Origin of the sequence: Streptomyces sp. Edi2 (assembly GCF_040253635.1) — a bacterium.
In the GTDB taxonomy this organism is placed as follows: domain Bacteria; phylum Actinomycetota; class Actinomycetes; order Streptomycetales; family Streptomycetaceae; genus Streptomyces.
Genome location: NZ_JBEJGX010000003.1, coordinates 43305 through 69830 on the forward strand (window position 1 = coordinate 43305; position 26526 = coordinate 69830).

The following is a 26526-nucleotide window of genomic DNA, read 5'->3' on the forward strand; positions in this document are numbered from 1 at the left end:
GCGGTGGCAAGCCCGTCGTCGCCCGGCGCACAACACCGCCCGGTTGCGGGCTCGGCACCGCAGTACCGGTCCGCGTGTTCGCAGCAGCTGCCGCACGGCCGGTGTGGAGACGGTGGGCAGCTGCGCAGACAACGCCGCCGCGGGAAACAGGAAGCGGGAAGCGGGACTCCACATGGAGACGTTCCCCGGCACAAGAGCTGGTCAAGCACTCCCGCCTGGCAGATCGCTCTGCGATCGCCTGCAAGAAGACCTTCAGCGAAGTCGATTACCTGACACAAGCCGGATGAGCTCGCGTTCGGGGCTCGGGCACCGGGAAGAAACACCCATGGTCAGCAGCGCACAGACGTTCACCGCGTGTACGCGGCGAACGCTGCTGCGGCTCGGCCGCTTGCTGGAAGGAAGCGGCTGCAGACACGGCCGGTTTCGGGGCAATACCGGCCAGGCTGCCGGGAAGGCGAGTGGTGTATGGCGATCGCGGCTCCGCCGGACTCCTCATGCCGGCGCTTCTTGACCGCCGGCTTCAACCTCCCTCGCAAGACGCAGCCACTGCTCGGCACAGACCCGCGCAGCTTGGGCCACCGCTGCAGCACGATGTCCCGGCACTCCGGCAGCCAGCTTGCACCACTTGGTCTCGTCCACGAGGGCATGGGTCCTCAACAACTGCGCCAGGCAACGGCCCGCTTCTGTCCGCATGGAGGGGTCCTTCGCGATCTGGCGCAGTACGAAGCCGAGGTCGGGCGGTGAAGTGCGCAAAACGTCGTGGCCAGGACCTGCCGGCCTCTTGTCAATGCCGGTTGGCCCGGGTTGAGTCCGCGCGGCACTACGCAGCCTCGGTGGCAACGGGTCCTTTCCAGCACGCACCCGGTCTCGCACATCCTTCGCCGTGGCGATGCTGACCCCGGATTCTTCGGCAACCTCCTTGAGGGTGCTGCCAGGCTTGGCGGCAAGCAGCCGGCTGGCACGTATGCGGCCTTCGGCCGGGTCGAGAGGCCGGGAGCGTCCGTCCCTGCCCACCCGTTTGGTCAACTGCTCAGGTTTTTCCGTTGAACGGGGCCGCATGGCTGCGACGCTGCTGGCTGCGAGACCGGTGACGGCAGCGATACGCCGGTCCGACCACTGCGGGTGAGAGGTGATGATCCGTGCTGCTGCGTCGGCACGGTCGGCTCGGCTCAACGGCAGGCCATGCGCCGAATTCAGCTGCACCGCCAGGACGAAGGCGTCTTCCTCATTGCCTTCGAAGAACTGAACCGCGATGCGCTCTTGGCTTCTGAGCGCGGCAGCCCGCAGGCGGTGCATGCCGTCGACAACGCGCATCGTCGACCGGTGCACGATGATGGGCGGAAGCGGTGCATCCGACTCGGCAAGCGCCTCGACATGCCTTTCGTCCTCTCCCGCAATCCTGGGCGAGTGAGAGGGAAGCAACGAGGAGGTGGGCACCATCGCTGCCGGTTTGCAGGCTGCAGCATTTCTGTGATCAGACATGGTCAATCCGTCAGCGAGCACTGTGGTCCCCCTTGAGGGGCAGGTATGACATATCGTCACCTCACCCGAGAGCGCGTCCTGTTGCCCGCCTGCGTGACCTGAGGTCCGGCAGTGAGCCCTGGCTCATACCGAGAGGGAGACAGGACAGTCCGGCGAGCACGACCGGCGGCGGGGAGACGGAAGAACATAATCGGACCGTCGGCAAGGCAAAAAATCCCTTCGTCGCGGATTCTCGATGTACGTGGAGATGTACATGCAGGGAGGAACACCACTGGTTTGGTGAGAGCGGGTCCCGTGCCCGCAGCGGAGCACTCAGCCGGTCGTCGCGGACACACGCTCACGGCCGGCACCGAAGAGGCGAGCCCTGCGTGCTTTCCGCTCCGGACAACCGGATGCGGGCCAGGCGGGGAGGCCCCCCTTCCGGGCTCCGTCACAGCGGGCAATCGGCCGACCGCGACGCCATCGGGCCTGCATGCTGACGTGGGATCCGCAACGTGCCGTGGCGTCCCGGGACTTGGCCTGTCTGTGTCACGCCGTGGAAGCTATCGACGGCCCAGCGCGGCCGTCAACTGATATGACACCAGGAACCAGCCATTCGTTCATGCCAGTTGTCGAAGGGGGTCGGGACGTCTCCCTGCCGGCGGTTGCGCCCGCGGTCCGGGGACTTTGGGGTGACTGCAGCACCACCGGCCGCTGGCAGAATGCCTCCTCACATGCACAGCAGACCGTTCGCCGGCAGCCGGGGCGAGCACCCGGAGGGGGTGTGCCACTTCTCGCGCATGCCGTCTTCGGGCACGATGAGGAAGCCCAACACAGGTGCCTTGCATAGGGAGTCGGCGATGAGCGGCCAGGAGGGCATCACGCCCCGGCAGCGTTTGACAGTTGCGCACAAGCTCGATCACTTGCTCAAGCTGCACGCCAAACCGGGCAATGATGACAAGCCGTCCTACAAGACGATGGCAACGGAAATCGCCGCGCAGTCGGGCGAGACGTTCTCCGGCGCGTACCTGTGGCAACTGCACCGCGGAGAGCGCACCAACCCGACCCTGCGGCATCTCAGCGCTCTGGCAGCGTACTTCGGTGTGCCAGTGTCGTACTTCACCGACGATGATGTGGCCCGAAGCGTGATCGACGAGGAAGACCTGGCCCGCCGTGAACTGGACAGGTCCATGGCCGAGGCCGGAGTGAGCGCGGTATATCTGCGCGGCGACCTCACGGCGCTGTCCCCAGAGGGGAAACGGATGGCCGCGGACATGATTCGCCAGATCCGTGCGCTGGAGCAAGGTACGAAAAAACCTCCGTCCCCGCCACGCGCATGAGCCCGCCCTGCTACAGGATGCGGCTCGGTTACAAGGTCATATGCCCTCCTGCCCCGACGAACCCTGGAGACTCGACTGAGATGCGCTGGAGGCGTATGCGCCGCCGTTGCCGCAAGGTGATCGGCGGCATCCCCTTGCCAGAGCCTTTTTCTGCAGAGGAATTATGTAGCCGGCTCGCGGGGGAACGAGACCGGCCGCTGCATCTGCTTCCGTTGCCGACGCCAACGGCCCCCGGCACCCCGTCGGGCATGTGGCTGGTCGCCGAGCACGGCGATTACATCTTCTACGACTCGCAGACCAGCCTTCTGCACCAAGAGCACATCATCGTGCACGAGATCGGACACATGGTGTGCGGCCACCGGTCAGCGGGTGATGACCAGCAGCTTTACCGGATGATCGACATCGCGGACCCGGAGTCCATCCGGCAAGCACTACCCCGCATCCGGTACTCCGATGAGCAGGAGCAAGAAGCAGAGATGATGGCCAGCCTCATCCTGGAGGCTGCCGGCCGCGTTCCCGCCCCCACGCTCCTTTCCGGAATGCTGGGCGGGTTGGAATCTGCCATGGGCTTGCGCAAATCCCGGCATTCGGGAGCGTCATGCCACCGTGGATAGAGGCTGCCGGCATATCCGCTCTGTGGGGCGTAGCACTCGCCCGGGCACCACAAGGGGTCCGTGACCGGGAGCAACGGACCTTATGGTTCGCGATACTCATGATCGCTCTCGCGATGTCGACGCACCTCGAGCCCGTCACCACGGCGCTGGCGCACGTAGCCCCAGATGCGCACTGGATCGACATGACCACGCACCTCTTCGGCATCATCGACGCAGCTGCAGTGCTGTGGTTCATCTGCGGAGCCGCAGGACGGCACCGTCATACCGCCCTGGTGTTCAGCGCCGCCATCACGGTCGTGACCACTCTGGTGATTCTGGATTCCAACGCTCCCCCGCACGCCCGTAACGCGATCATCCCCTCGCCGGCGACCCCAAGCGTTCCGGACATCTACTGGTGGATCTTCTTCTCCTTTCACCTGGTCGCGGACAGTACCTGCGGGTTCGTATGCTGGAGCTACAGCCGATCCGATGCTCCACGACTGTTGCGCTATGGGTTGCGCCTGTTCGGCACCAGCATGCTTCTGGCGGACCTGCTGTGGGTTCTCAAACTTGCGTATGTGCAGACGCGCTCGGCAGCCTTCGTACCATTGTTCTCACCCGTCACCGGCATCGAAGCCCTGTTTATGGCAGTGGGGATGGCGCTTCCTGTCCTGGCGCAGGTACGCGACCGCTGGCGCGACGGGAGATCCTACCGAGAACTAGCCCCTTTATGGCTGGACCTCACCACCGCCACCCCGGACGTCGTCCTCGGGCCGGGCCAGCGCTTCCAGAGCATGCTTGTCCCCCTCCAGCTCCGCCTGTACCGGAGAGTGATCGAGATCAGAGACGCGATGATCGTACTGCGGAACTACGTCACCCCGTCTGCCCTTGATCTGGCACACCAGCACATCACCGATCAAGCCATCCCGTCGCCGTTGGGCCAGGCTCACATAACTGCCTGCTGGCTCACTGCTGCTCTGCAGGCAATGAGCAGCGGTACGGCTCCTCAGTCCCAGACTGCCAACCTCGCCGGTCCCAGCACGAACGATCTCACCGAAGAGATTAACCACCTGCTTCAGATCGCAGAAGCCTACAAGTCACCAACTGTCCATGCCTATAGAGAATCCCTGACAGGCACGATCTAGCGAAAGGAAGAACAACTATGCTCGTCGCCTTTTCCCTGACCCCCATGGGCGTAGAAGCAGGCGTCGCTGAGTACATCGCTGACGCAGTGAAAATCATTCGTGAATCCGGCCTCCCGAACCGGTCAGACTCCATGTACACGATGATCGAGGGTGAATGGGAAGAAGTCATGGACGTGATCAAGCGGGCAAAGGACGCCGTTGCCGCTAAAGCACCCCGGGTCCAGCTCGTTATCCAGGCAGACTTCTGGCCCGGCATGCCCAACCCTCTTGATGGAAAGATCGGACTTCTCGAGCAGCGAATCGCGGACGCTACCCCGGGCTCACCCTCACCCACCACGTAGCGCAACAGCCGATCCGCCGGATGCGCCAAGGGGCGACCACCAAGAACGGGGAGCACCCGGATTGGGCCTGTGCCACCGGACCGAACTCACGGTCTCCACAATCGTGCACGTGCCTCACGCAGCCCGGGTAGTTCGACCGTGCTGATCAACCGTCGCTCGCCCACTTTACCTTTGGGGGAGCGAGGCCGGGCAGTGCAGGTCGGGAACAGACCCCACGAAGGCTTGCGTGACAAGTTGCCGGCGCCGTACGGCTTTCGTGTGTTGCAGACTGGGACAAGGAGCTCATCCGACGCTGATGACACGATCAGCTCGCCGCATGGCCGGTGCTTCACGAGCGGAAGACAGTGACCGCCACGGCGCACCGACGATCCCGCAGTGCTGCCGATCGTGCTGCGCAAGGCTTTGCCGTCCTGGAGGAGGCGGCAGCAGCCGGGCACCTGAGCACGTACGGCATCGCCACCTGGTTCGGCTTCACCGAGGCTGACCGTCGAGGAACTGGACCGCCTGGCCACCGAAGCCGCAGGCTCCCCGACCACCAACTGCGTGCGTGCTGTGCAGCTGCCGGTCAGCCTGGTCGAGACAGACGCGCTCGAACTGGCCCTCGACGGCCGCGGACCGATCGGTGCAGCAGCCGAGCGTGGCTGGCAGGTCTTCGCCTCCGCGCCCCCTGCACGGAGACGAACTCTTCTCTGAACTAAGAGCGTGTCCTACATGGTCAGTTTGAGGAACCGCTTGTAGCAGCAGAGAGCGGATGCCAGTCCGAGAAAGGCCAGGTAGTTGCCTGGTTTCCGCTCGTAGCGGTGGTTGAGGCGGCGGTAGCCGGTCAGCCAGGACATGGTGCGTTCGATGACCCACCTGCGACGGCCGAGCCGCTCGCTGGAGTCGATGCCCTTGCGGGCGATACGGATGCCGATGCGTTTGCCCCACAGCCAACGCCGCAGGTGAGGGATGTCGTACGCCTTGTCTGCATGAAGGCGCGCGGGTTTGGAGTCGGCCGCGTGGGATTCGTGTCCCATGTGGAAATGGGACAGCATCGGCTTCAGAGCGAGGCTGTCGTGGATGTTGGCCGCGGAGAGCGCGACCCGTAGGGGCAGTCCGTTCGCGTCGGACAGGACATGCATCTTGGAACCGGGCTTACCTCGGTCCACGGGGCTCGGACCTGCAAGTGCGCCCCCTTTTTAGCCCTCACGTGGGCGGAATCGAGGACCGCACGGGACAGGTCGACCAGGTTCTGCTCATCCAGAAGCTGGAGAACCTTCTGATGCAGTCGGCCCCAGACCCCGGCACGAGACCAGATGGCGAAGCGGCGGTGCACGGTCGACTTCGACGCTCCGAAGCACGGCGGCAACGCCCGCCAGGCACAGCCGCTGACCAGGACGTAGATGATCGCGGCAAACACCGCCTCATCATCGATGTTCGCGACCCCGCCGCCCTGCGGACGAACCCGCGCCGCCGGCAGCAACGGTCTTGCCAACTCCCACAAGCCGTCCGGAACGATCCATCCCCACCGTCCACTCCCCATGTCCAGCACAACCGCCAACTGACCATGTAGGACACGCTCTAAGTGCGTGCTTCCGGACACAGGTGGCCGAGGGCCCCCACTAGGTGGCCACTATGATCACGGCCATGACGTCAGCCGAACCGACTATCGTCGCCACATCTGGTGGGCACCGAGTCGGAACGCGTACCAGGGTGATGTTCGATGCTTTGGTGCATCACGCTGTTGACCTTTCCGGGGTTCACGGTCGACGCCCGCGCGTTATGTACGTGGGCACCGCGATAGGAGATGCGGAGCACTTCACGGCCCGTATGACAGAGGCTGGCGGATAGCGGGGTTCGATCTGAGACCTCTGCATCTGTTTCCGATGCCCAACGTGGAGGACATCGAGGAGACAGTGCTCGATCAGGATGTCGTTTGGGTCATGGGCGGCTCAGTGGCCAACCTGCTGGCAGTGTGGCGAGTCCATGAGCTGGACCACGTCATGCGCCGCGCCTGGCAGGCCGGCATTGTACTGAGCGGGGTGAGCGCGGGATCTATCTGCTGGTTCGAAGGGGGACCCACCGACTCATTCGGACCGGAGCTGCGCCCGCTTACGAACGCCCTCGGTTTCCTCCCCTATGGTAACGACGTGGATGAGGGGCGACGGCCGCTGGTTCACCGCCTTGTCGCGGACGGAACCTTGCCGACGGCCCATTGCACCGATGACGGAGTCGGTCTGGTCTACCGCGGAACAAAGCTGGTAGAGGCAGTGACCGAGATCCCTGGCAAGGGGGCGTACCTCGTCAGGCGTGAGGGAGACAAGGCGGTGGAGGAGCGTATCGAGCCTCGCAGGCTTCTTACTGTCTCCCAGAGCTAGGCTGCCGCGCAGTAAGCAGACCCGCCGCAGGCTCAGTGTGTAGGACTCGTTGCCGTGCTGATTCGTGTCGCGATCTGGCTGAAGCGGGGCATGCCGAGATCGATCACTTGGCGTTGACGGACTTGCTCTGCGTCGAGCTGGGTGAGCTTCTCCTCTGCGCCGGCGAGGCTGACTTGGAGTCCTTCGATCTCACCAAGCCATCCCTCCAGTTCTGCTTCGGTGATTCGGGCGATCAAGTTGTCACGGATCTCGACGAGGCGGTGTCTCTGAGCCGGATCCGGTCGGAGCATGGAGCATCGAATACACGCGTGTTCGTGGATGCAGGGAGTTCCGAATGCGCGAGCGCAGCTTCCGATGGACAGTTTGCGTCGCTCGAAGTGTCCGAGGAAGGCATCCCATTCCTCGTTGGTGGGGGTTCGATACTCCTCGCTGGGCCGAAGTGCTCGGCGCCGGGCGATGAACGTGCGATGGGCTTCGATAGCCTCGCCGCGGTAGTTCCGGCACACCGGGAGGCCGCTCGCGCCGCCCTCGACCAGGCGGCCATCTCGCCCCGGACCTGCGGAAGGTGTGCGATGTACTCGCCCACCACCCCGGCAGACGAACACCGCGCACTCGCCGCACAGCAGGAGGCGAGCGCCGCACTCGGCGTCACGGTCGAGGGGCGGCGGCTGTGGGGCTACCAGGCCCGCACCCTCGGACAGAAGGCGCACCTCCCTGACCAGGGAGCCTGCTGGTTGCGGCTGATCTCCGCGCCGGCCGAGCTGGCGACGGGGAAGCCGTGGGAGGGCACCACAGAGGCAGCCGCCGCCTTCCCCGGGGTGCGCAAGCCGGCCCTGCACGGCATCCACGACGGCACCGAGCGCGACGGCACCGCCTACCGCCGAACTCACCGCATGCATCGACTCCCCCACCTGCGCCGGAGCCCGTGCTGACCGGTGAGCTGGAGCTGCCGGAGACCTGGCGGAAATCCCTGCACACCGGCCTGGAGACCATCACAGCCACACCCACCGAGCGGGTCGCGGTGCGCCGGCAGCGGATCGACCGCGCACTCCCCCAGCACGCAGGCTTCCCCCGGCCGAGATCGACTGAGCCACCGCCCACGGCGACTGCCACTTCGCCAACCTGACTGTGAGCGGGCCGACGTTGCTGGACTTCGAAGGGTTCGGGCCGGCACCAGTGGGCTACGACCCAGCTTTGCCGGATGCCCACTCCCTCCTCGCCCCGCCGCCCGCATTCGTGCCGAAATCCCCATCCTGGACAGTCCTGCCGGCCACACCGCACTCCTCATCGCCGCAGCCGACCTCCTCCAGTCCGCCTCCCGCGGCGACCACCCCGAACTCACCGAACCCCTGCGCACCCTCGCAGCTTCCGTGACGCACCAGCCAGGAGCACAGACAACCCGACGGCGAGCACGTCGCGCTGCATCCCGGTGGCGAGCCGTTGCGGCCGACGGCTGCGTAGCCAGATCCGGTCATCCGCAACCGGCTCGTCGTTCCCCTCGAACGCGCGACACGTGCCCGTCGTCGGCGCTCTTGCGTGCTCATGTAGACGACGTCGGCGGGTGCTGTCTCGAAAGTGCACAACTGGCGGGCAGGCCGGACGGTGTGGGAGACCAGAGGCTACGGACCGCAGGAAGCCGGCCCTGCCGGCTCGCTGCTTGGAGACCGGCCCCGGGAGAGATCGCGCAGGGGTTGGTGTGTGGTGCGTAGCCGGCCCGTTCCCTCAAGCGCCCAGGCTCACCTACGGTTTCTGCCGGCTGCGGACCAGACTCCGCCCCAAGGCCGGCCATCGTGCCGGGGTGTCGCAGCGCACCATGGCGCGGTGGGTGACGCTGAACAGTTTCTGGTGGGCGGCCGCATACACGTCCCAGCTCTCGACCCCTCCGACGGCGCCACGAACTGCCGCTGCCGTGTCGGGTCCGCGCGGGTCTCGCGCCGGCTGTGCAACTGGACGATGAATGGCTACGGCGCGGTGCCAAGACCTTTCGGACAGTGCACGGCCGCGGCGGTCTCGACCGGATTCCCGGTCCCCGGCAGCCGATAGGTCTGATCACCCAGGTTGTAGACGACGGCAGCGACGCCCCGCAGGCGGTCCTGGGGCTAAGCGTCAAGGGCACGGCAGACGCGAGGCTTCCCGCCACGGCCTGCCGCAGGAAAAGGGCCACCGTGGACACGGCGGGTGTGCAGACTCGAAGCAGGAGGCGAGGAGTGCAGGCGTGTTGTTGTGCTTCGCAGATGATCTCCACGGGCGTTGAACGGTGGCGCCGGCGGGCAGCTGCCAGGCGCCGGACGGTGCCTTCTCAGTCCGGCGACACCCGACGAGGCCGAGATTACCCGGCCCACGGATCCGATGGATCCGGGCTCTCACCTCCCCCTCCCACACGACACACCACGGCCGCGACCGTCTCTCTCGCGCACCGCACGTCCGCCAACCGCTACGCTCACCGGACCTCAGAGCGTCTGACGCCGCTGACCAGCGGTGTAGCCGCTAAGCCGCATCAGACTCGATGCGACGTGGCGGCGGCCGGATCAAGTGCTGCGCTCAATGGTCTTCCCGGACCCAGCCCGCGCAGGCGAGCACGTCGGCGTAAAAGCCCAGTCCGGCCGAGCACACGAGCCCCAGGGCGCCGGGCCTGAGGTGACTCCGATGAACTCCCACCCCCATGGCTGTCATTCCGGAGTTGTGCTCCACCGGACCCCCCATAGCACGCGCCATGGCCTTAGGCACGCCGCTGACCGTGCACAACCGGGTCCGGTGCCGTGTGGAGCACGGCCAGTTGGGGGTGCCAGCTGTTCAGCGGCGGCAGGCGAAGTCGTCGAGGACCCTCGCCGTCCCTGGACGAAGTAGTGCACGCATTGTCCCCACAGCCCGTCCGTGTCCCCGTGCCGTGTTGTCTGCGGTTCGGACCGAACCGGCCGGCCCGCGGAGCCGGTGGGGCCTTGGCGGCGAACGGCCGAGAGCTCGGGCCTCGGTTGCCCAGTTCAGCTGGTGTGGCTTCGGTGGATGCCGTGGCGCGCGTCGCTCCGGTCCAAGAGGCCCCTGCCCGGCGGCTACTGCGGGAGCCGGGTTCACCGCACGCACTGACGCCATGGCGCCTTCGACCCGCTCCTCCCGGTTGGCTCTCGTAGTCCACGGGGAGGGGCGGGTCGGGCGGCTTCGTCGTGGTGGCAGCCGGGCTACCGGGTTGGGTCAGCCGGGCTGGATCCGGCCGCGCCAGGCTCCGGATTCGGCGCCGCGGTGCTCGATGTAGTGCTTGAAGCGCCGCATATCTCCCTTGACTCGCCGTTCGATGGTTCCCGAGACGTCGGCGGCCTTCTCCGCCACACCCGAAGGCTCGATGTCCATCACCAGCTCCACCCGGGTGTGCGTCTCATCCAGGCGCTGGAAGCTGACCAGGCCCTTCTGCCGCGTGTCGCCGGTGGTGGTCCGCCAGGCGATACGGTCGTCCGGGAGCTGGTCAATGATCTCGGTGTCGAACTCCCGCTGCACGCCGCCGATTTTGACGGTCCAGCGGTTGCGCTCGTCATCGAGCTGGGTGATCTTCTCGACACCCTCCATGAACTTCGGGAACTCCTCGAATTGCGTCCACTGGTTGTAGGCGGTGTGGACCGGGACCTCGACGTCCACCGTTTCCTTCACGGTGCTCATTGCTACGCCTCCTCAGTGGTGGCTTGAGTGGTGGCTTGCGCGGGTGATGAAGCCCGCGACGCGTATCTCGCGCAGTCCGGCGGGTGCCCGGTAACCGGCGTCTTAGACAGCGGCCACACGGCTTTTCGGTCTTGCGCGCGCACCGCAGCCGGCCGCCCTGACTGTGAGGTGCCCGCCGCCCGGAGGATTGACGCCTGGTGCCGGTGGGTGGCGTCAACATCCGTGCTGGACACGACACTGCCCACTCCCCAGTTTGTGAGCGCGGTGCTCGTCGAAGGCGCGCGGGAGGTTGGTTTGCCCGGCTCCACCCGTCCATGGCTGACCGTCCGCTCATTCGGCGGCCCGGCGCACGCCTCCGGGATACGCTTCACGACGGTGCCGCCGCCGAGGGCTGCCGTGGCGTCCGCCTGGTGGTCGTCTGGTGCACGGCGGCACGATGGAGCTCCCGTATGACACCGCGGGCAGGACCGCAGCCTCGCGGACGCGTAGGTCGCGGCTATCACCAAGGTCGCCCTCAACCACAAGGATGTGCCGTGACTCCTGCTGCCCGTGCTGAGCTGATCAACGACCTCTTGGCGGCGGCTGACCGGGACGCCATCGCCAAGCATGTCGTCGGGGCTGTCATCCCCGACGACGACGGCCACGTGCTGCTCATGCACCGTGCGGCCGACGACTTCATGGGAGGCCTGTGGGAACTTCCCTCCGGCGACGTGGGCCCCGGGGAGAGTCTGCTCGACGCTCTCCATCGCGAAGTGAGGGAGGAGACCGGCCTCGCTCTGGTCTCCGTCGACGACTACCTCGGTCACTTCGACTACACCTCCGGCTCCGGAAGGCGTGCCCGCCAGTTCACCTTCGCCGCCTCGGCGGACCTCAGCCTGCCCGTTCGGCTCTCCCCGGACGAGCACGACGCCTATCTGTGGGCTGACGCAGCGGGGCAGGAGCAGGTGTCACCGGCCGTGAAGGCGGTCCTTGACGCTTGGAAGGCCTCCGTCGAGCCGCCGGTGATGAACCCACACGTCGATGCCCGCCGCAACGGCGAGCAGGTCACGTAGTCGGCCTACTGTCCTCACGGAACCGGCGAGGGTAGCTCCTCGTACACGGCTGTGCTCTCCGTGCAGGCAGGCATGGTCCCTTCACCCGGTCGAACTCGCTCTCTGGACTCCGGCTGCTCCCCGCGCCCGCGGGGGTAGCCGCTGATCGTGCCTGCTGCGGCGTTATCCAGTTCGTCGACCGTCTCGCCTTCGACGGCACCCTTGTCGAGACCGGCACCGACCGACTCCTATCGGCTCGCCGGCACATGAGTCCGAGCCGAGGAGCCGGCCAAGGCCGGCTGAGCACTCCCGGCTTCCGCTCGACAGGGCCGTCGCCTCCGGCAACCGGCGTCGGCCTCCGGGAGCTGGGGGCCCGGAGCCGGGAGCCGGGAGCCAGGAGCCAGGGAGACCTAAGCAAGGCAGTCACCCTGCGCTGCTACCGGCCTCCTCCGACACGAACGGCTGGCGCAGCCACGAGCCGAGAGCCGCATAGTCGCCATCGGTCAGACCAAGGCGGGCGTCTACGCGGTGCAGCAGGGCGTGTCCCGGGTGGTGGGCGGCGACCCAGGCCCGGTCGGTGTCGGTGATCTCGTCATCGACCCAGACGAACGACCGCCCCGCCGCCCATTCGACGAGGGCGCGGGTCTTCCAGTGCAGTCCGGCGCGTTCGTCCTGGTCATCGATGGCGGACGGCTCCGGCCAGACCACCACGGCCAACGGCGGGAGACCGATCATGGGAGCGATGCACTCGTTCGCGTCAGCCATCCATGTCGTGGCCCATACGACCTCGCACGGGAGCGCGGCCAGCTTGGGCCCGTGCGCAGGATTGATCCTGGTCAGGAGCGGATTCACGTCGCCCGCAGGTGAATTGAGGGCTGTCGCATAGGTCGGATAGTGCTGCGGCTCCGCGCCGAAGGGGATGAGCGGACCGTCGACATCGAGGAACAGCAGCGGACGCCGCACAGAGCCAGTCACAGCAGGAGAGGATAGCGATGGGCACCGAGCGACAGGAACCGAGCGATGGGCACCACCCCTCGGTCGCGTCGATGAGGAGGCTGACCGCTGATCGCCGATCGCCAACGGCTGACGGCTGACGGCTGACCATGTTGCCGGTCCCCGCTCGTGTGGGAGGGGGCGGGTCCTGTTCAGCGCCCGGTTCACCGTCACCGCGGCGGGCGGCCCGTTTGTGCACGGGGTGCCGGCCAGAAGGGTTCTGCCGCCTGGAGCAGCCGCTGCGGCACATAGGGGACGCAACCCGGATCGCCCAGCCCCTGCGGCGGGCATGGCAGGTCAGCGCCAGGATGTCGAGGTTGAGCGCTGCGTCGCAGTCGTCCGCGCGGTCGGCGACGTGGTAGCGATCACGGTGGGCTTCGAGGGCGTCGGCCAGGGCCAAGTTGAAGCTCTCCTCATCGCCCTCGACGAGCTGGGAGAAGAGGACGACGGGTGGTGGGAAGAAGCCCCAGTCCTTGGCCCGTTCGACGTCGTGCAGGGCACGCTGCGTCGCCGGGCGGGGGGCCGCGCCCCTCAGATAGTTGTTGGAGGGCTTCGCGGTACGAGGCGAATGGCGAGTCGTCCTTGTGGGCGTGGGTCGGACCAGTCTGCACTTGCGGGGCAAGGTCCTCGCGTACGTCGGTGACCAGGGCGAAGTTCGTGGCGGTCTGCCAGTGGCCTGGGCTCATGTTCTCGTCACGAGCGGCCGTGTAGGCGACCGTACGACCGTCGATGGTCACCTCGGCCTCGGTGCCGGGTTCGGCGAGGGCTATTCGGAACAGGGCCGCTCCCAGCTGGGAGGCCAGGCGCAGGTTCGCCAGTTGGACGTCCGTGACATCGGCGGAGTGCGAGGCGCGCGCCTTGAAGAGGATCTCCTGGTGACGCTTGATCTGCACGCCCTGACGCCTTGATCGCTGAGTTGGCTTGCAGCGTAGACAAGGGGCGGAGACAAAGGCTGCGTAGGCGAGGGAGCGTAAGCAAGGGGGGCGTATGAAGTGTCCGACCTGCCTCCCGCCTACCGCCTACCGCCTACCGCAGCCTCACCCCAAGGGGCCCTGCCGCCGGAGGCCCAGCGGGCGAGGCCGCGGCCGTCGATGAGGCGCAGTGCCTTGGGCAGCATGGCGTTGGTGCGCTCGGCGTCTGCGGTGAAGGCGCTGGTGGTAATGATGGCCGCGCCGACACAGCCGTAAATGTCCCGGTAGGTTCCATTGATCTTCATGACCTCTTCGGAGCCGACGCGGCCTTTCCAGCGCTTGCACTGGAGGAGGTAGCGGTCGCCGCTGTGGAGATGGACCAGGACGTCGAGGCCGCGGTCGTTCTTTCCGCCGGAGACGTCGGTGCTGCGGACGGCGGGGTCGCTTGCACCACCACCGCGCCACGACTACGCAACCACCGCGCCACTCGATCGGCCTTTCGGGTGACCTCGCACTCGGAGTGTTGCCTTCGCCGTCACCGGAATGGGTTACTTGCTCCGTCCGATTCCGGTGGGCCGCCCATCCTTTCCGGGGGAGTGAAAGGCGTCCTGCCCGTGTCGGAGTCTCGTTCGTCATGACGAGGCATCCGAGCGCGCTCCTCCGTTGAGGCATGCAGGTAACGGCCGTGTCGGCGCCGCAGGGCGCGCCACATCGTGCGGCCGGCCCGCGAACTGGTCTGGAGCCGTTATGCATGCTGTCCGTCCTGTTCGCCCCGGGCACCTCACCGCCCCGCGCCCCGCGGTCGGAAGAGCGCGCCCGCTCCCGTCCCCGGCCGCCCTGCCTCCCTCGATGTGCCGCCATGCGGGAGCCGTCGATGCGGTCATCCACAGCACGACGCGAGCGAGGACGGTCTCATGCTGACTCCGGAGCGCCCGAGCGGGCCCTTTCTGATCACCGACCGGGACGGGAACTGCATCGCCGTCATCGACCCGGTCTCCGGCAAGGTCGTGCCCACCCTGAGCGCCCCGGTCCCGCACGTGGCGCGGGAGGCGGGGGACGACCTGGTGCTCCGTACCGCAGTGGACCGCGCGGACCTGCCGAGGGCGCTCGGCAGCGGCTCGCTGCTGCACGCCCTGCCCGGCGCACTGGCCCGGGCGGTCGGCGCATCGGGGCTGCCCGGCACATCAGGGCTGCCGGGCACACCGGGGCTGCTTCGGCGGACCAGCCTCGCCGACCGGGCCGGCCGGGCCGATGTACCCGGGCTGCTGAGCATTTCCGGGGTCTTCCCCGACCAGGGCTCCTACAGCGGCGGCACCCTGGTGACGATCGTCGGGCGCCACTTCACCGGCGCCACCGCGGTGTATTTCGGCGCCCGGGCGGCGGCCGGCTTCTCCGTCCTGGACGACCGGACCATCGTGGCGGTGGCCCCCGGGGGCAGCGGGGCGGTTCCGGTCACCGTCACCACACCCGGCGGCAGCGCCCGCGTCGGGTACTTCTTCTACCTGTACTGGCCCAGCATTTCGCGGCTCATCCCCTCCGCAGGTCCGGTCGGCGGGGGCAATGTGGTGGAGTTGGTGGGCGCCAACCTGAGCACCGCGCTGCTGGTGCACTTCGGTGAGGCGATCGCCTTCCCCACCGCGGTCTCCGGCGAGCAGTTGCTGGTGACCGCTCCCCCGGTCGCGGGGGCCGGTACCGTCCCGGTCTACGTCACCACCATCGGCGGAGTGAGCAACCGCCTGCTCTACTCGTATGCCGCGCTGCCGTCGGTGAGCGGTGTCAGCCCGGCCACCGGGCCGATCGCGGGCGGTACCACCCTGGTGGTGAGGGGCACCGGGCTCAGCCAGGTCACCGCCGTCACCGTCGGCGGTCTGCCCGCGGTGTCCTTCCGTCCGTACTCCGACACCCTGCTGCTGGTGGTGACGCCCCCGGGGACGCCGGGACCGGCCGACCTCGTCATCACCACCCCGGGCGGCAGCGTGACCGTGTCCGGCAGTTTCGGCTACCAGGCGCCCACGGAGACGGCCGTCAGTTCCGCGCCCGACCCCTCCGTCGTGGGGAAACCGGTCGCCTTCACCGCCGTGGTAACGGGAGTTCCGCCCACCACCGGCACCCCGTCGGGCACCGTCACCTTCGACTTCGGTGACGGCTCGGCGCCCGTGCCGGCGGCCCTCACCGACGGCACGGCGACGGTCAGCCACGTCTACACCGCTCCGTCCGGGACCCCGTACGAGGTCACCGTCTCCTACGGCGGCGACGTCTTCTTCATCCCGTCCGGCGGGACGGACACCCAGGTGGTCGGGGCGGCCTCGACCACCACCACCGTGCTGTCCGCCCCCGACCCCTCGGTGGCGGGGCAGGACGTCACCCTCGTCGCGCGGGTCGCCCCCGTAGCGCCGGGGGACGGGGCGCCGAGCGGCACGGTGACCTTCGACTTCGGCGACGGCACCCCCACCGTCACCGCCCCCTTGACGGGAGGTGCCGCAACGATCAGCCACGCCTACGGCGACGCCGCCGTGGACCCCTACGCGATCACCGCCGACTACAGCGGGGACGGCAACTTCACCGCCTCGACCGGCACCGACACCCAGACCGTCCAACAGGCCACCTCCAGCACGGACGTGAACCTGGCGCCGAACCCGTCGGTGGCCGGCCAGCCGGTCACGGTCACCGCGACGGTCACCACCGTCGCGCCGGGGGCCGGCACCCCCACCGGCACCGCCACCTTCGACTTCGGCGACGGCACCCCTACCGTCACCGCCCCGCTGACGGACGGCGTGGCGGCCGTGGACCACGCCTACGCCGAGGCGGCGGAGACCTCGTACACCGTCACCGCCACCTACAACGGCGACGGCAACGTCGCCTCCTCGACGGGAACGGCCGCGCTGACGGTCGGTCAGGCCGCGTCCACGACCGCCGTCACCGCCTCGCCCGGCCCCGCGGCGGTGGGTGAACCGGTGACGTTCGGTGCGACGGTCACCACCGTCCCGCCCGGCGCGGGCACCCCCACCGGCACCGTCACCTTCGACTTCGGCGACGGTTCGGCACCGGTCACCGTCCCCCTCACCGACGGGGCCGCCGCCACCTCGCACACCTTCACCGGCGCCGCGCAGAGCCCGTATACGGTCACCGTCACCTACAACGGCGACGGCGACACCATCACGTCCGTGGGCACCTTCACCCAGACCGTGCAGCCGGCCGGCACCACCACCGCCGTGGTCTCCGCGCCCGACCCCTCCACGGTGGGGCAGGAGGTGACGTTCAGTGCGGCGGTCACCACCGTCCCGCCGGGAGCCGGCACCCCCACCGGCACCGTCACCTTCGACTTCGGCGACGGCTCCCCCACCGACACCGCGGCCCTCGCCGACGGCACCGCCGAGACCACGCACGTCTACACCGACGTGGCCGAAACCCCTTACGTGGTCACCGCCGTCTACAACGGCGACGCCGACTTCACCGCGTCCGCCGGCACCGGGGCCCAGACCGTGCAGCCGGCCGACACCACCACCGACCTGACCTCTACGCCCGACCCCTCCACGGTGGGGCAGTCGACGACCTTCGTCGCCAAGGTCGTCCCCGAGGAGCCGGCCGGCGGTTCCCCGACGGGCACCGTGACCTTCGAGTTCAGCGACGGCGGCCCGCCGGTCACGGTGCCGGTCGAGGGCGGCACGGCGGTGGCCAGCCACGCCAATCCGGAGGTGTCGGACAGTCCGTACACGGTCGCCGCGACCTACAGCGGCGACGGCAATTTCAACCCCTCGGCCGGGGCCGACAGTCAGGGGGTCACCCAGGCCTCCTCGATGACGACCGTGAGCACCACCCCCTCCCCCTCGGTGACGGGGCAGCCCGTCACCTTCAGCGCCACGGTGGAAGGCGTCCCGGCGTCCTCGATCACCCCGACCGGCACCGTCACCTTCGACTTCGGCGACGGCACGGCGCCGGCCACCACCCCGCTCAGCGCCGGCTCCGCCGGCACCACCCACGCCTACGCCAACGCCTCGCAGAGCCCGTACGCGGTCACCGTCACCTACAGCGGAGACGCCAACTTCAGCGATTCCAGCTGGAGTTCACTGCACAGCGTCGAGCAGGCCGCCACGGTCACCACGGTCACCGCCGCACCGGACCCGACGGTGACCGGCGAGGCCGTAACGGTCACCGTGACCCCCGTCGCGCCCGCGGCGGGCGTCCCGACCGGCGACTCCACCTTCGACTTCGGCGACGGCAGTCCGGTCCTCACCGCCCGGCTCGTCGACGGCTCGGCCACCGTCACCCACGTCTACACCAGCGCCTCCGGCAGCCCCTACACGATCACCGCCCACTACAGCGGGGACGGCAACTTCGCCCCGTCCGACGACACCATCGTGCACACCGTCGCACCGGCCGAGACCACCACCACGGTGATCTCGTCAGCCACGCCCGCAGCGGTGGGCCAGACCGTGACGCTGATCGCGCGGGTGACGCCCGTTCCGCCGGGTGCGGGCACCCCGACGGGGACGGTCACCTTCGACTTCGGGGACGGCACCCCGACTGTCACCGCACCGGTCTCCGGCAACCTGGCGACGGTGACCCACGCCTGGACCACCACCGCGGGCAGCCCCTACACCGTCACCGCGTCCTATGCCGGGGACGGGGACTTCGCGGCGTCGGTGGGGACGGCCGCGCAGAGCGTGGCGACGAGTGTGTCGACCACCTCGACGACGGTGAGCTCGGCGCCCGATCCGTCCGTCGTCGGCGGCACGGTGACCTTCACCGCTGCGGTCGCGGTCCTCCCGCCGGCCTCCGGCACCCCGACGGGCACCGTCACCTTCGCGTTCGGCGACGGCTCCCCGACGGTCGTGGTGCCGCTGGCCGGTGGCGCGGCGACGGCCACCCACACCTACACGGCCGCCGGTCCCTACTCGGTGACCGCGGTCTACAGCGGTGACATCGACTTCGCGGGGTCGTCCGGGGTCGACAGCCAGACGGTCGACCAGGCCGGTTCGACGACGACGCTGCTCTCCGCGCCGGACCCCTCGGTGACCGGCGAACCGGTCACCTGCACGGCCACCGTCGCGTCCGGAGCGGCCGGCGCCGGCACCCCCGGCGGGTATGTCACCTTCGACTTCGGCGACGGCTCGGAGGCCGTGCTGGTCCCGGTCGCCGACGGGGCCGCGATCGCCGTCCACCCGTACACCGGCACCGCCGGCAGCCCCTACACCGTCAGCGCCGTCTACAGCGGCGATGCGAACTTCACCGGTTCCTCGGACACCGACACCCAGGCCGTGAACCCGGCGGCCACGTCCACCCTCGTGATCGCCTCGCCCCAGCCGTCGTCGGCCGGCCAGCCGGTCACCCTGACCGCGGCGATCGCGACGGTGCCCCCGGCTACGGGCGCGCCGGTCGGCACGGTCACCTTCGACTTCGGCGACGGCACCCCGGCCGTGACCACCGACGCGGTCGAGGGACTGGCGACGGTGGTGCACGCGTACACCACCACGGGCGGCAGCCCGTACACCGTGACGGCCTCCTACAGCGGCGACGACGACTTCAGCGCCTCCGCGGGCAGCACGACGCAGACCGTGGTGCAGGCCGCAACCGTACTCACGGTCACCGCCGGCGGCGGTCCGTCGGTGGTGGGTGAACCGGTGACCGTCGCGGTGACGGCCGCCGCGGTGCCGCCGGGAGCGGGGGTGCCGGACGGCACGGTCACCGTCGACTTCGGGGACGGCTCGGCTCCCACGACGGTGGCGCTGGCGGGCGGGGCCGCGTTGCTCACCCACGCCTACGCCACCAGCCAGGGCAGCCCCTACGCGATCAGCGCCGTCTACAACGGCAGCGGCGACTTCACCACCGCGGCGGCCACCGCCGGCCAGACGGTGCTGCCGGACGCCACGACGACCGCGGTAAGCGGCGCGCCGGAGCCGTCCGTGGCCGGTCAGCCGGTCACCTTCACCGCGACGGCGGCGCCGGCGGCTCCGGGTGCCGGTGCCCTGACGGGCACCATGACGTTCGACTTCGGCGACGGCACCGGAACGGTGGACGCGCCCGTGGTGGCCGGCGTGGCCACCGCCGAGCACGCCTTCGCCGGCACCGCCGGCAGCCCCTACGCCGTCACCGCGACGTACGGAGGCGATGCCGACTTCACCGCCTCCGCGGGCACCACCGGCCACTTCGTGGACCGTGCGACGTCCGACGTGGTGATCACGGTGGCGCCCGGCACGTCGGTGTCGGGCCAGCCGGTGACCGTGACCGCGACGGTCACCGCGACCGCACCGGGCGCCGGCACGCCGACCGGCACGATCACCGTGGACTTCGGTGACGGCACGGCACCGGTGGCGGTGCCGCTCGTCGGCGGGGCGGCGACCCTGACCCACACCTGGGCCGGCACCACGGGCAGCCCGTACGTCCTCACCGCGGCGTACAGCGGGGATGCCGACTTCGCTCCCACGTCGGCCACCGGTTCGCACACCGTCACCGCGGCCGCGAGCAGCCTTTCCGTCAGCGCCGTCCCGGACCCGGCGGTGCCGGGCGAGCCGGTCACCGTCACCGCCACGGTCTCCGCCGTCAGCCCCGGGGCCGGCACCCCGACCGGCGCCGTCACTTTCGACTTCGGCGACGGCACCCCGCCGGTCACCACCTCCGTGACGGACGGCACCGCCACCGTCACCCACGCCTGGACCGGCACGGCCGGCAGTCCCTACACCCTGACCACCGCCTACCTCGGTGACACCGACTTCGCTCCCGCCGGCAGCACCACCACCCAGACCGTCACCCCGGGCGCGAGCACCACCACCGTCAGCGGCCTTCCCGAGCCGTCGGTGACGGGCGAGCCGGTGACGTTCTTCGCACGGGTGACGCCGGACGCCCCGGGGGACGGCACCCCGACCGGGACGGTGACGTTCGACTTCGGCGACGGCACCGCACCGGTCACCACGGCCGTGACCCAGGGCTTGGCGACGGCCGTGCACGCCTTCACCGGGGCGGCCGGCCCATACACGGTCTCCATCGGCTACAGCGGCGACGACGACTTCATCGCCTCGGTGGGCTCGGCCGGCCACACCGTGCAGCCGGCGTCGACGACGACCGCGGTCGGCTCCTCGCCCGACCCGTCGGCGGCGGGGCAGGCGGTGACCGTGACCGCCACGGTCTCGGCGGTGGCACCGGGCGCCGGGACGCCGACCGGGACGGTGACCTTCGACTTCGGCGACGGCACCGATGCGGTGGCGGTGCCGCTGACCGACGGCACCGCGACCGCCCCCCACACCTGGACCACCGCCGGCAGCCCCTTCCCCGTCACGGCCTCCTACAGCGGGGACCCGGGATTCTCCGCGTCCACGGGCACCGGGACGCACACCGTCACGCCGGCGGCGACCAGCACCACCCTCGTCTCCTCCCCCGACCCCTCGGTGCCCGGCCAGTCCGTCGACCTCACCGCCACGGTGGTGCCCGTCGACCCGGGGGCGGGCACCCCCACCGGCACGGTCACCTTCGACTTCGGCGACGGCAGCGTACCGGCCGGCGTGCCGCTGACCGGCGGCACCGCGGCCGCCTCCCATACCTGGACCACCACCGCCGGCAGCCCCTACTCCCTCACCGCCACGTACCAGGGTGACCGCGACTTCGACCCATCCACCGGCAGCGACACCCAGACCGTGGGCCCGGCCACCGCGGAGATGACGCTGGTCTCCTCCCCGGAACCGTCCACCGCCGGACAGAACGTCACCTTCACCGCGCGGATCTCGGCGGTTCCCCCGGGGGCCGGCACCCCCACCGGAACGGTCACCTTCGACTTCGGCGACGGCACCGCACCGGTCACCGCTCCGGTCCTGGGCGGGGTCGCGACGACCGGCCACGCCTATGCGACCACGACGGGCAGCCCGTACACCGTCACCGCGGCCTACAGCGGGGACGCCGACTTCACCACTGCCACCGCCATCGCCCCGCACACCGTGACGGCAGGGGCCGCCACCACCGCGACGACGGTGATCTCCTCGCCCGACCCCACGGTGACCGGCCAGCCGGTGACCGTCACCGCCACCGTGGTCCCCATGCCGGCCGGCGCCGGGGTGCCCACCGGCACCGTCACCTTTGACTTCGGCGACGGGACGGCGGCCATCACGGCGCCGCTGTCCGGCGGCGCCGTGACCGTCGCGCACACCTACACGAGCGCGACCGGCAGCCCGTACAGCATCAGCGCCGGCTACAGCGGGGACACCAACTTCAGCTCCTCGTCGGGCAGCGACACCCAGACCGTGCTGCCGGCAGTGACCACCACCACGCTGGTCACCTCCCCCGACCCGTCGGTGACCGGCCAGCCGGTGACCCTCATCGCGACGGTGGCACCGGTCGGTCCGGGCGCCGGGGTGCCGACCGGCAACGTCACCTTCGACTTCGGCGACGGGACACCGGCCGCATCGGCGTCGCTCTCCGGCGGGGTGGCCCGGATCAGCCACGCGTACACCGGCGCGGGCGGCCCGTACACCGCGACCGCAAGCTACGACGGGGACACCGGTTTCAGCGCGTCGAGCGGCACCGACACCCAGACCGTCGGCAAGGCCACCACGACCACCGCCGTGGTCTCCTCCCCCGACCCCACGGTGGCCGGCCAGCCCACCACCGTGACCGCCACGGTCGCCGCCCAGGCACCGGGGGCAGGCACTCCCACCGGCACCGTCACCTTCGACTTCGGGGACGGCAGCCCCACGGTGACCGCGCCCCTCAGCAACGGCCTTGCCACCACCACTCACACCTACACCGACACCTCCGGCAGCCCCTACCTCCTCACGGGCACCTACAACGGCGACACCGACTACACGGCATCGAGCGGCACCGACACTCAGACCGTCGGCAAGGCCACCACAACCACCGCCGTGGCCTCCTCCCCCGACCCCACCGTGGCCGGCCGGCCCACCACCCTCACCGCCACGGTCGCCTCTGTCGCCCCCGGGGCGGGCACCCCCACCGGCAGCGTCACCTTCGACTTCGGCGACGGGACGAGCCCGGCCACGGTCGCCCTCTCCGGCGGCACCGCCACCGTCGCCCACACCTACACCGGCACCTCCGGCAGCCCGTACACCCTCACCGGCACCTACAACGGCGACACCAACTACGCGTCGTCCCACGGCTCCGACACCCAGACGGTCGGCAAGGCCACCACCACGACGTCCCTGGCCTCCGCCCCCGACGCCAGTGTGGTGGGCCAGCCCATCACCCTCACCGCCACCGTGGCGCCGGTCGCCCCCGGGGCGGGCACCCCCACCGGAACGGTTACCTTCACCTTCGGCGACGGCACCGGCTCCGCCACGGCCACCCTCTCCGGGGGCATCGCCACCGTCACCCACACCTGGGCCACCCGCACCGGCAGCCCGTACACCCTGACGGCCACCTACAACGGCGACACCGACTTCACCGCCTCCAGCGGTACCGACACGCAGACGGTCAACAAGGCCGCCACCACGACCACCGTGACCTCCGCCCCCGACCCCTCCGCCACCGGCCAGAGCGTCACCCTCACCGCCACCGTGACACCCCTCGCCCCCGGAACAGGCACCCCCACCGGCACCGTCACCTTCACCTTCGGCGACGGCACCACCGCCACCACAGCCACCCTCTTCGGCGGCACCGCCACCACCACCCACACCTGGACCACCCGCACCGGCAGCCCGTACACCGTCACGGCCGCCTACAACGGGGGCACCAATTACGCGACATCGAGCGGCACCGACACCCAGACGGTCAACAAGGCCGCCACCACGACCACCGTGACCTCCGCCCCCGACCCCTCCGCCACCGGCCAGAGCGTCACCCTCACCGCCACCGTGACACCCCTCGCCCCCGGAACAGGCACCCCCACCGGCACCGTCACCTTCACCTTCGGCGACGGCACCACCGCCACCACAGCCACCCTCTTCGGCGGCACCGCCACCACCACCCACACCTGGACCACCCGCACCGGCAGCCCGTTCCCGGTCACCGCCACCTACAACGGCGACTCCAACTTCACCGCCTCCACCGGCAGCGACACCCAGACCCTCAGCAAGAGCATGACCATGACGACGGTGACCTCGACGCCGGATCCCTCCGTGTCCGGCCAGTCGGTCACCATCGGGGCAACGGTGTCCGCCGCATCCGGCACGCCCACCGGCACCGTCACCTTCACCTTCGGCGACGGGACCGGCTCCGTCACCGCACCGGTATCCGGCGGGGTCGCAACCGTCACCCACGCCTACACCGGCACCACGGGCAGTCCGTTCACCATCTCGGCCGCCTACGGCGGGAACGACAGCTACGCGGCGTCCAGCGGCACCGATACCCAGAGCGTCGGCAAGGCGTCCACCTCCACGGTCGTGGTCTCCACGCCGAACCCCTCGACGACAGGTGACCAGGTGACCGTCACCGCGACGGTCACCACGGTCGCCCCCGGAACGGGCACCCCCACCGGGACCGTCACCCTCGCCATCACCGGGCGCACCCCCCAGACCGTGCCCCTGGTCAACGGCAAGGCCAGCGCAGTCTTCAACCCCCTGCCGAAGGGAACCCACCTCGTCACCGGCAACTACAACGGTGACGTGGGCTACGCACTGTCCAGCGGGACCACCATCCAGGTGGTCAACAACTGAGGTACCGCGGACGGCCGTCGGCCATGTGGCCCGTGTCACCCGGCCGACTGGCCGACGAGCCCCACCTGCGGCGACGGGCCTTCGAAGCGCTCGTCACCGTCCTCACGGACAGGCACCCGCTCCCCCTTTCGCTGTGACGTGTCTCATGCCGGGACCTCCCGGGCTGCCGAGGCGCAGCGGGCGAAGGGTGAACAGGCCGCCGGCCCGGGCCCGTTGGTCCCCATCCCGTGGTCTGCCGGGGCGGGTCCACGCGGTGTTTGCGCAGCGCAGCGGCATTCCCGGCACCGGGCCGGAAATAGGGTGGTCGGCAGCAGAGGACAGCGGCCCCTCGGCAGTGCGGGGGCCCGCGCAACACCAGGACGGACATCACCTCCCATGGACATGAGCGCCGGCGAGCGCAAGGGGCTCAGCCTCTTCGCCCTCATCATGATCGGGATCGGCTCCATCTTCGGCTCCGGATGGCTCTTCGGAGCCGGCTCGGCCGCCCAGGTGGCGGGCCCCGCGGCGCTGGTCGCGTGGGTGATCGGCGTGATCTTCATCGGCATGATCGCGATGTCGTACGCGGAGGTCGGCTCGGCCTACCCGATCCCCGGCGGCATGGCCCGCTACGGGCACCTCTCGCACGGTCCGGTCCTGGGCTTCCTCACCGGCTGGGCGGTGTGGATCGCGACCGCGTCGCTGATCCCGATCGAGTCGATCGCGGCCACCCAGTACATGACCTCCTGGAGCTTCGACTGGGCGAAGGGCCTGGTCGATCCGGGCACCCACCAGCTGACCCTCTCCGGCACGGCGGTGGCGCTGGTCCTGACCCTCGCGCTCTGGCTGACCTGCTTCTGGTCGGTGCAGCTGCTGGCCCGCGCCAACACCGTGCTCACCCTGGTCAAGTTCGCCATCCCGGTGCTGGCGGTACTCGCCCTGGTCGGGTCCGGCTTCCACACCTCGAACTTCACCGCCCACGGCGGCTTCGCCCCGTACGGCTGGCCGGCCGTGCTCACCGCCGTGACGACCTGCGGTGTGGTCTTCGCCTTCAACGGGTTCCAGGCCGTGGTCAACCTCGGCGGCGCGGCCAAGAACCCGGGCCGGGCCATCCCGCTCGCCCTGGTCGGCGCGCTCGCGCTGGGCCTGGTGATCTACCTGGCGCTGCAGGTCTCCTACCTCGGCGCGGTGCCGCCGGAGCTGCTGGAGCGGTCCGGCGGCTGGCAGGGCGTGGACCTCAGCTCGCCGTTCGCCGACCTGGCGGGGTTGCTGATGCTGCACTGGGTGGTCACGATGCTGCAGTTCGGCGCGTTCATCTCGCCGGCCGGGTCCAACATCGCCAATGTCGCCTCGGCCGCGTACATGGTCACCAACCTCGCCGAGACCGGGTTCTTCCCCCGGAAGCTGGCCGCCGTGCACCCCCGCTACGGCACCGCCCGCCCTGCGATGTGGCTCAACCTCGGCTTCTCCGTGGTGCTGCTGGTCACCGTCGGCCGCAGCTGGCAGGCGCTGGCCGGCGTGGTGTCGGCGGCCATGGTCATCTCGTATCTGATCGGTCCGGTCGCGGTGGGGGTGCTGCGGCGGACCCGTCCGGACCTGCCCCGTCCGTTCCGGCTGCCGGCCGCCGGAGTGCTGTGCCCGGTCACCTTCGCCTTCGCCGCCTGCGCGCTGTACTGGTCGAAGTGGCCGGAGACCGGCAAGATCACCCTGCTGACGCTGGTGTCCGCGCCGGTCGCGGCGCTGGTGCTGTGGCGCCGGGGCGAGCTCGGAGGCAGCCGCGAGGCGGGGTCCGGCAAGGACGAGGGCAGGGGCGGCGCGAGCCTGCTGCGGCAGTTCGCTCCGGCCTGGTGGATGATCACCTTCCTGGTGTGGACGGCCACGGTCTCCGCGCTGGGCGGCCGCGATTTCGGCGGCCGGGGCGTCCTCCCCGGTGAGCTGGGCACCGTCCTGATCGCGGTCACCGCCCCGGTCTTCTACTTCTGGGCGGTGCGCTCCGGGGTCAGGGCCCATGAACGGGGCCTGACCAGCGCTCCGTCCGTCGCCGAGACCGCCCCGCAAGCCGCCGCGGCCCTCGACGACGCACGCCCGAAGGCCACCGTCTGAGGACATCCATCCGAGGGCATCCGCCCGAGGCC

General features: G+C 69.7%; 15 protein-coding genes and 3 pseudogenes. 10 read left to right on the top strand and 8 right to left on the bottom strand.

From position 1 onward, the window contains the following. Nucleotides 1-492: 492 nt before the first annotated feature. Nucleotides 493-1482 carry a ParB/RepB/Spo0J family partition protein gene (locus ABR737_RS03690; RefSeq protein WP_350248740.1) on the bottom strand — a complete coding sequence of 330 codons (990 nt, stop codon included), beginning with the start codon at nucleotides 1480-1482 and terminating at the stop codon, nucleotides 493-495. A gap of 839 nt (nucleotides 1483-2321) precedes the next feature. Between ABR737_RS03690 and ABR737_RS03695 the strand changes: the two genes are divergently transcribed. From ABR737_RS03695 to ABR737_RS03715, 5 genes are all read left to right on the top strand, one after another. After that, a complete protein-coding gene (locus tag ABR737_RS03695; protein ID WP_350248741.1) occupies nucleotides 2322-2801 on the top strand; it encodes a helix-turn-helix domain-containing protein in 480 nt (159 codons plus the stop codon). Nucleotides 2802-2896: 95 nt separating this feature from the next. Continuing rightward, nucleotides 2897-3415, top strand: a complete 519-nt coding sequence (locus ABR737_RS03700) for a hypothetical protein (protein ID WP_350248742.1) — start codon at nucleotides 2897-2899, stop codon at nucleotides 3413-3415. Beyond that, nucleotides 3400-4539: an MAB_1171c family putative transporter gene (locus ABR737_RS03705; protein ID WP_350248743.1), complete on the top strand. Its 1140-nt coding sequence runs from the start codon at nucleotides 3400-3402 to the stop codon at nucleotides 4537-4539. The genes ABR737_RS03700 and ABR737_RS03705 overlap by 16 nt, the downstream gene beginning before the upstream one ends. A 17-nt stretch (nucleotides 4540-4556) precedes the next feature. Then, nucleotides 4557-4880, top strand: coding sequence for a thiamine-binding protein (locus tag ABR737_RS03710; RefSeq protein WP_350248744.1), 324 nt, complete (start codon nucleotides 4557-4559; stop codon nucleotides 4878-4880). 543 nt (nucleotides 4881-5423) lie between these two features. Next, nucleotides 5424-5573 carry a hypothetical protein gene (locus ABR737_RS03715; RefSeq protein ID WP_350248745.1) on the top strand — a complete coding sequence of 50 codons (150 nt, stop codon included), beginning with the start codon at nucleotides 5424-5426 and terminating at the stop codon, nucleotides 5571-5573. A gap of 14 nt (nucleotides 5574-5587) precedes the next feature. On the opposite strand, the gene ABR737_RS03720 is transcribed toward ABR737_RS03715, so the two are convergent. Beyond that, a protein-coding gene (locus tag ABR737_RS03720) for an IS5 family transposase (protein WP_190842255.1) occupies nucleotides 5588-6402 on the bottom strand; the annotation gives its coding sequence in 2 pieces (ribosomal slippage) (nucleotides 5588-6045 and nucleotides 6045-6402; 816 coding nt in all). Nucleotides 6403-6506: 104 nt separating this feature from the next. Between ABR737_RS03720 and ABR737_RS03725 the strand changes: the two are divergent. After that, nucleotides 6507-7237: pseudogene (locus tag ABR737_RS03725) on the top strand (Type 1 glutamine amidotransferase-like domain-containing protein). Between the two features lie 32 nt (nucleotides 7238-7269). On the opposite strand, the gene ABR737_RS03730 reads toward ABR737_RS03725, so the two are convergent. Continuing rightward, nucleotides 7270-7473, bottom strand: coding sequence for a hypothetical protein (locus tag ABR737_RS03730; protein WP_350248746.1), 204 nt, complete (start codon nucleotides 7471-7473; stop codon nucleotides 7270-7272). Nucleotides 7474-7704: 231 nt separating this feature from the next. Here ABR737_RS03730 and ABR737_RS03735 point away from each other — a divergent pair, with 231 nt between their 5' ends. Continuing rightward, nucleotides 7705-8169 carry a hypothetical protein gene (locus ABR737_RS03735; RefSeq protein WP_350248747.1) on the top strand — a complete coding sequence of 155 codons (465 nt, stop codon included), beginning with the start codon at nucleotides 7705-7707 and terminating at the stop codon, nucleotides 8167-8169. Nucleotides 8170-10426: 2257 nt separating this feature from the next. Here the strand turns inward: ABR737_RS03735 and ABR737_RS03740 are convergent. Beyond that, nucleotides 10427-10885, bottom strand: coding sequence for an SRPBCC family protein (locus ABR737_RS03740; protein ID WP_350248748.1), 459 nt, complete (start codon nucleotides 10883-10885; stop codon nucleotides 10427-10429). A gap of 533 nt (nucleotides 10886-11418) precedes the next feature. On the opposite strand from ABR737_RS03740, the gene ABR737_RS03745 reads away from it, so the two are divergent. Then, nucleotides 11419-11937: an NUDIX hydrolase gene (locus ABR737_RS03745; RefSeq protein WP_350248749.1), complete on the top strand. Its 519-nt coding sequence runs from the start codon at nucleotides 11419-11421 to the stop codon at nucleotides 11935-11937. Nucleotides 11938-12339: 402 nt separating this feature from the next. Here the strand turns inward: ABR737_RS03745 and ABR737_RS03750 are convergent, their stop codons facing one another. The 4 genes and pseudogenes from ABR737_RS03750 to ABR737_RS03765 form a co-directional block, all read right to left on the bottom strand. Then, a complete protein-coding gene (locus tag ABR737_RS03750) occupies nucleotides 12340-12891 on the bottom strand; it encodes an HAD domain-containing protein (RefSeq protein WP_350248750.1) in 552 nt (183 codons plus the stop codon). Nucleotides 12892-13213: 322 nt separating this feature from the next. Continuing rightward, a pseudogene (locus ABR737_RS03755) lies at nucleotides 13214-13405 on the bottom strand (Imm49 family immunity protein); the annotation flags it as partial. Next, nucleotides 13323-13802, bottom strand: coding sequence for a hypothetical protein (locus ABR737_RS03760; RefSeq protein ID WP_350257153.1), 480 nt, complete (start codon nucleotides 13800-13802; stop codon nucleotides 13323-13325). The gene ABR737_RS03760 and the pseudogene ABR737_RS03755, both read right to left, overlap by 83 nt. 119 nt (nucleotides 13803-13921) lie before the next feature. Beyond that, nucleotides 13922-14233: pseudogene (locus tag ABR737_RS03765) on the bottom strand (restriction endonuclease); the annotation flags it as partial. A gap of 501 nt (nucleotides 14234-14734) precedes the next feature. On the opposite strand from ABR737_RS03765, the gene ABR737_RS03770 reads away from it, so the two are divergent. Both ABR737_RS03770 and ABR737_RS03775 read left to right on the top strand, forming a co-directional pair. Next, nucleotides 14735-24415, top strand: coding sequence for an Ig-like domain repeat protein (locus tag ABR737_RS03770; RefSeq protein ID WP_350248751.1), 9681 nt, complete (start codon nucleotides 14735-14737; stop codon nucleotides 24413-24415). Between the two features lie 375 nt (nucleotides 24416-24790). After that, nucleotides 24791-26494 (top strand): APC family permease, encoded by a 1704-nt coding sequence (locus ABR737_RS03775; protein ID WP_350248752.1) that lies wholly within the window; start codon nucleotides 24791-24793, stop codon nucleotides 26492-26494. Nucleotides 26495-26526 lie beyond the last annotated feature (32 nt).

Coding starts and splice junctions, on each gene's coding strand:
- ABR737_RS03690 (WP_350248740.1), bottom strand. CDS start 1,482: ATGTCTGATCACAGAAATGCTGCAGCCTGCAAACCGGCAGCGATGGTG.
- ABR737_RS03695 (WP_350248741.1), top strand. CDS start 2,322: ATGAGCGGCCAGGAGGGCATCACGCCCCGGCAGCGTTTGACAGTTGCG.
- ABR737_RS03700 (WP_350248742.1), top strand. CDS start 2,897: ATGCGCCGCCGTTGCCGCAAGGTGATCGGCGGCATCCCCTTGCCAGAG.
- ABR737_RS03705 (WP_350248743.1), top strand. CDS start 3,400: ATGCCACCGTGGATAGAGGCTGCCGGCATATCCGCTCTGTGGGGCGTA.
- ABR737_RS03710 (WP_350248744.1), top strand. CDS start 4,557: ATGCTCGTCGCCTTTTCCCTGACCCCCATGGGCGTAGAAGCAGGCGTC.
- ABR737_RS03735 (WP_350248747.1), top strand. CDS start 7,705: ATGGGCTTCGATAGCCTCGCCGCGGTAGTTCCGGCACACCGGGAGGCC.
- ABR737_RS03740 (WP_350248748.1), bottom strand. CDS start 10,885: ATGAGCACCGTGAAGGAAACGGTGGACGTCGAGGTCCCGGTCCACACC.
- ABR737_RS03770 (WP_350248751.1), top strand. CDS start 14,735: ATGCTGACTCCGGAGCGCCCGAGCGGGCCCTTTCTGATCACCGACCGG.
- ABR737_RS03775 (WP_350248752.1), top strand. CDS start 24,791: ATGGACATGAGCGCCGGCGAGCGCAAGGGGCTCAGCCTCTTCGCCCTC.